Below are 6,065 nucleotides of genomic sequence, written 5' to 3' on the forward strand. Positions count from 1 at the left end.
GCGCTGCCGGACTACATGGTCCCGGCGCACCTGCTGCTGCTCGACCGGTGGCCGCTGACAGCCAACGGCAAGCTCGACCGCAAGGCCTTGCCCAAGGCCGATGCCAGCCTGTTGCAGCACGGTTATCGCGCCCCAGGCAGTGAGCTGGAACAGCAGCTGGCAGCCATCTGGCAGGACGTGCTCAAGCTTGAGCAAGTGGGCCTGGACGACCACTTCTTCGAACTGGGCGGCCATTCATTGCTGGCCGTGAGCGTGGTATCGCGGGTGCAACTGGAACTCGGCCTGAGCCTGACCCCGCAACTGATTTTCCAGCACCCAACCCTGGCGAGCTTCGCCGAACAGCTGGCCCAGGCATCTGCGCCGGCGGACACACAAACACTCAGCAAGCTGTCGGCTCTGCTGGACGAAATGGAGGAGGTGTGATGGACACCGCAGTCGCCACGAAAATTGCTCAGCGCTTCATCAATCTGCCGCTGGAAAAGCGTCGCCAATACCTGCAGAAAATGCTTGAAGAGGGCGTATCCCCGGCCAACCTGCCCATTCCGCTGGTGCGCGACGACACCACCGTGGTGCCGTTGTCGTTTGCCCAGGAGCGCCAATGGTTCCTGTGGCAGATGGAGCCTCAGGGCACTGCCTACAACATCGGGGTCAGCCTGCGCCTGCATGGCCCGCTGAACCTGCAGGCCTTGCAAGGCAGTTTCGATGCGCTGCTGGCGCGGCACGAGAGCTTGCGCACCACGTTCACCCATGACAGCCGCGACGGTGGCCCACGCCAGCAAATCGCCCCACAGCTGACGGTAGCGATCGAATGCCGTGAGCGCGGTGTGGGCGATGAGCAGGCGCAGATTCAGGCCTTTGTCGAAGCCCACCGGGAGCAGCCGTTCGACCTGCAACACGGCCCCGTGTTGCGCGTGGCGTTGCTGCGCCTGGCGGCCGAGGACCATGTGCTCAGCCTGGTGGTGCACCACATCGCCGCTGACGGCTGGTCGCTGAAGGTCATGGTCGATGAACTGCTGCAGGGTTACAGTGCCTGCTGCCAAGGGCATGCCGTGGCTGTTCGGCCGCTGCCCATCCAGTACGCCGACTATGCCATCTGGCAACGGCGCTGGATGGAGGCCGGTGAGCGCGAGCGGCAGCTGGCCTATTGGCAAGCGCAACTGGGTGGCCAGCAGCCGGTGCTGGAACTGCCCACCGATCGGCCCCGCCCGGGGCTGATGAGCTACCGCGGCGCACGGCACGACTTCAGCTTGCCGGCCGAACTGTGCCAACGCCTGCAAGACCTGGCCCGCCACGAAGGGGTGACCTTGTTCGTGCTGTTGCTGGCCGCGTTCCAGGCCTTGCTGCAGCGCTACAGCGGGCAGCAGGATATTCGCGTCGGTGTGCCCATCGCCAACCGCAATCGGGTAGAAACCGAAGGGTTGATCGGGTTTTTCGTCAACACCCAGGTGCTGCGCGCGCAAATCGAGCCGCAGCAGACCTTCCGCGCGCTGTTGCAGCAAGCCCGCCAGGCCGCCAGCGACGCCCAGGCCCATCAAGAGCTGCCGTTCGAACAACTGGTCGAAGCCTTGCAGCCGGGGCGTAGCCTGAGCCACAGCCCGTTGTTCCAGGTCATGTTCAACCACCAGCGCCAGGGCAATGGCCAGCAGGCCGCCAGCGACACAGCGCTGCGTATCGAGGCTTTGCCTGGTGAAACGCGCACCGCGCCGTTTGACCTCACCCTGGAAACCTTCGAAGCGCCAGGGCAGATCGGCGCTTCTTTCAACTACGCCACCGATCTGTTCGATGCCACCACCATAGCGCGAATGGCCGGGCACTGGGTGCAATTGCTGGACGGCATCGTGGCCGACGCGGGTCAGCGAATCGCTGCGTTGCCACTGCTCAGCGACAGCGAGCTGGACGTGATCGGGCAAGCCTGGAATGACACGGCGGTGCCGGTTGCCGACGCCTGTATCCAGCACATGATCGAGCAGCGTGCCCATGCCACGCCGCATGCACCGGCGGTGCAGTTCGAAGACCAGACGCTGAGCTACCAGCAACTCAACGAACACGCCAACCGCCTGGCCTGGCGCCTGATCGAAGGCGGCGTGGGGCCGGACGTCAACGTCGGGGTGGCCCTCGAACGCTCGCCACAGATGCTCGTCGCCTTGCTGGCCGTGCTCAAGGCCGGGGGGGCCTATGTACCGCTGGACCCCCACTACCCGGACGAGCGGCTGGCCTACATGATGGAGGACAGCGGCATCAGGCTGCTGCTGACCCAGCCGTCGCTCCAGGCACGCCTGCCGATACCGGCCACGGTCCAGTGCCTGTTGCTGGCGCCCGAGCACCCGCTGGGCAGTGGCTGCAACGTGGCAGCCTACGGTGTGCACAACCCGCAGCCGCACCTGTCGGCCGAGCACCTTGCCTACATGATCTACACCTCGGGCTCCACCGGCAGGCCAAAAGGGGTGATGGTGCCCCACGGCGCGCTGGTCAACTTCATCGCCAGCATGGCCAAGGCGCCGGGGCTGGCTACCGGCGACCGCCTGTTGTCGTTGACCACGTTCTCGTTCGATATCTTCGGGCTGGAGGTGTACCTGCCGCTGGTGCAGGGCGCCTGCGTGGTCCTGGCCGGTCCGGATACCGCACAGGACCCGCAGCGGGTGCTGGAGCTGGTAGCGCAGCAGTCAGTGACCGTGCTGCAGGCCACCCCTTCGACCTGGCGCATGCTGCTAGACAGCGGCCGCGGCGAGGTGCTGGCCGGCTGCACGAAGCTGTGTGGCGGCGAAGCGCTGAGCGATGACCTGGCCCAGCGGCTGCTGGCCCTGGGCGGGCCGTTGTGGAACCTGTACGGGCCCACCGAAACCACCATCTGGTCGGCGCTGCACCGCTTGCAGCCCGCCAGGCCGCAGGCGTTGCTAGGCAGGCCGTTGGACAATACCCGGCTCTACCTGCTGGGTGAGGACCTGGCGCCAGTCCCTGTTGGCGTTGCCGGCGAGCTGCTGATTGGCGGGGCGGGGCTGGCGCGCGGGTATTACCAGCGGCCAGGGCTGACCGCCGAGCGTTTCGTCCCCGACCCGTTCGCCGGGAACGGTGAACGGCTGTACCGCACCGGCGACCTGGCGCGTTACCGGGCCGAGGGTGTGGTGGAATACCTCGGGCGAATCGACCAGCAAGTGAAGATGCGTGGCTATCGTATCGAACTCGGTGAAATCGAGGCACAACTGGCGCGTCATCCCGCCATTCGCGAAGCGGCGGTAGTCGCCCGGCCGGGGCCTGGTGGCCAGCAGCTGGTGGCTTACCTGGTGCCGCAGGACGTGGCCGTGGTCGACGATGCGCAAACGCGGGAGGTACTGGGCGAGGCGCTGAAGCGGCAACTGCGCAGCGCGTTGCCGGAGTACATGGTGCCGACCTGGACGACGTTCGTCGCGACCTTCCCCCATACCCCCAATGGCAAGCTTGACCGCAACCGGCTGCCTGCCCCTGACCTGAGTGTCGCCCGGGTGGCCTACCTGGCACCGCAGAGCGAGCTGCAGCAGCAAGTGGCGCAGATCTGGCAGGAGGTGCTGCACGTCGATCAGGTCGGCCTTGCCGACAACTTCTTCGACCTCGGCGGGCATTCACTGCTGGCCACCCAGGTCACCGTGCGCCTGCGTGAGCAGTTGAAGCTGGAAACAGCGGTCAAGGCGCTGTTCACCACCCACGACCTGCAAACCTACTGCGCCGAGATCGCTGGTGCTCAGCCGCACACCCAGGCGGTCAACGATGCCTTGGCTAAATCCTTGGAGGCCCTCAAACGTCTATCAGCCGAAGATCTGGAAAATCTGATCTCTTGACAGGGGAAGGGCGTGCAAAAGTTAATCGAATCGGTAGCAACACTGTCGGCAAAGCAACGCAAGGCGCTGGCGGTGCTGCTCAAGCAGCAAGGTGTCGATCTGTACAGCGTGGCACCTGTTTTTCGACGCGATCCGACCGAGCCGCTTTCGCTGTCCTTCGCCCAGGAGCGGCAGCTGTTTCTTTGGCACCTTGAGCCAGACAGCGCCGCCTATCACCTGCCCAGTGCGCTGAACCTGCGCGGCGCACTGGACCTGGCTGCCCTGCAGCAAAGCTTCGATGCGCTGGTGGCGCGCCACGAGTCGCTGCGCACCACCTTCGCCACTGACGGTGAGCGCACCACACCAGTGATCCATGCCCCCGCGCCGGTGAGCATTGCCAGGCACACCCTGGCCCTGGCGCCCGGCGAGGACCGGGCGGCGCGGCTGCGCACCTGTATCACCGAAGAAATCCGCCAGCCGTTCGACCTGGCCCAGGGCCCGCTGCTGAGGGCCAGCCTGCTGTGCCTGGGGCCGGACGATCATGTGTTGCTGATCACCCAGCACCACATTGTCTCGGATGGCTGGTCGCTGGCGCTGATGGTGCAGGAGCTGGTGCACCTGTATCGCGCGTACAGCAGCGGGCAGCCTGCCAGCCTGCCGGCGTTGCCGATCCAGTACGCCGACTATGCCGCCTGGCAGCGTCAATGGATGGATGGCGGCGAACGGCAGCGCCAGCTAGCCTACTGGACCGCCCAGCTGGGCGGTGAGCAGCCTGTGCTGGCGCTGCCCGCTGATCGCCCGCGGCCGTCGCACAGCAGCTACCGTGGCGCCCGCATCGACCTGCCACTGAGCCCGGCACTGGCCGATGGCCTACGGCAACTGGCACGGCGCGAAGGGGTGACCCTGTTCATGCTGTTGCTGGCGACCTTCCAGTGCCTGTTGCACCGCTACACCGGGCAGTCGGACATCCGCGTCGGCGTGCCGGTCGCCAACCGCACGCGCAAGGAAACCGAAGGCCTGATCGGCTTCTTCGTCAATACCCAGGTGCACAAGGCCGACATCGATACGCACCAACCGTTCGTCCGCCTGTTGCAGCAGGTCAAGGCCACTGCGCTGGAGGCCCAGGCGCACCAGGACTTGCCCTTCGAGCAGCTGGTGGATGCGCTGCAGGTCGAACGGAGCCTGAACCGCAGCCCGTTGTTCCAGGTCATGTTCAACCATCGCAGCGCCGAGCGCCGGCTGCCAGGGGCCACACAGCTGCCAGGCTTGAGCGTGGAAGTGCTGGCGTGGGAAGAAGTGAACGCCCAGTTCGACCTGACCCTGGACACGGTCGAGACCGCGGATGGCCTGTGGGCATCGCTGACCTACGCCACCGACCTGTTCGACGCGCCAAGCGTCGAGCGCATGGGGCAGCATTGGCAGCACCTGCTGCACAGTGTGGTAGCCCAGCCGCAACAGCCGGTGGGCGAGTTGCCGATGCTGAGCCCGCAGCAGGCGCAAGCGGTGCTGCATGACCTTAACGACACCGCCACCGACTACCCCGGCGACTGGCGCGTGCACCAACTGTTCGAGGCGCAGGCGCGTCGCCAGCCGGACGCCACGGCACTGCTGTTCGGCGACCAGCGCATGAGCTACCGGGCGTTGAGCGAGCTGTCCAGCCAGTGGGCCCACAAGCTGATCGAACAGGGTGTCGGCCCGGAAAGCTTGGTGGGTATCGCCGCCGAGCGTTCGCTGGAAATGGTCGTTGGCCTGCTGGCGATCCTCAAGGCTGGTGCCGCCTATGTACCGTTGGACCCGGACTACCCGGCCGAGCGGCTGGCCTACATGTTCGAAGACAGCGGCATCGAACTGCTGCTGACCCAGGCCCACCTGCGCGAGCAGCTGCCGGCGTTTGCCGGGCAGGTCCTGTTGCTGGACCAGCCCGGCGAACTGGGCGGGTACTCGCGGCAGGTGCCGGCGTGCCGGCTGCACCCGGAGAACCTGGCCTACGTCATCTACACCTCCGGCTCGACCGGGCGGCCGAAGGGTGCCGGCAACCGCCACCTAGCGTTGTATAACCGGCTGGCGTGGATGCAGCAGGCGTATGCGCTGGACGGCGCCGACACGGTGTTGCAGAAAACCCCGTTCAGTTTTGACGTGTCGGTGTGGGAGTTCTTCTGGCCACTGATGACCGGTGCACGGCTGGCCCTGGCGGCGCCGGGGGAGCATCGCGAGCCGGAGCGGCTGATCGACACCATCGAGCGCCACCAGGTCACCACTTTGCATTTCGTGCCG

The 6,065-nt window shown here is 66.1% G+C and carries 3 protein-coding genes; all 3 read left to right on the forward strand.

Going from position 1 to position 6,065, the window contains the following annotated elements; translation table 11 throughout:
• Positions 1 to 423 (forward strand): phosphopantetheine-binding protein (locus I8746_RS26670; protein WP_259674212.1); only part of this gene is annotated, 423 nt, incomplete at its 5' end.
• Positions 423 to 3,812, forward strand: a complete 3,390-nt coding sequence (locus tag I8746_RS26675) for a non-ribosomal peptide synthetase (RefSeq protein ID WP_221101208.1) — start codon at positions 423 to 425, stop codon at positions 3,810 to 3,812. The genes I8746_RS26670 and I8746_RS26675, both read left to right, overlap by 1 nt.
• A gap of 12 nt (positions 3,813 to 3,824) precedes the next feature.
• A partial coding sequence (locus tag I8746_RS26680; protein ID WP_221101209.1) for a condensation domain-containing protein occupies positions 3,825 to 6,065 on the forward strand: 2,241 nt, incomplete at its 3' end.

Origin of the sequence: Pseudomonas sp. USTB-Z (assembly GCF_019691255.1) — a bacterium.
GTDB classification, from domain to species: domain Bacteria; phylum Pseudomonadota; class Gammaproteobacteria; order Pseudomonadales; family Pseudomonadaceae; genus Aquipseudomonas; species Aquipseudomonas alloputida.

What these genes read in the sequence shown, in the direction of transcription:
- I8746_RS26675 (WP_221101208.1), top strand. Translation starts at nt 423, where the DNA reads ATGGACACCGCAGTCGCCACGAAAATTGCTCAGCGCTTCATCAATCTG.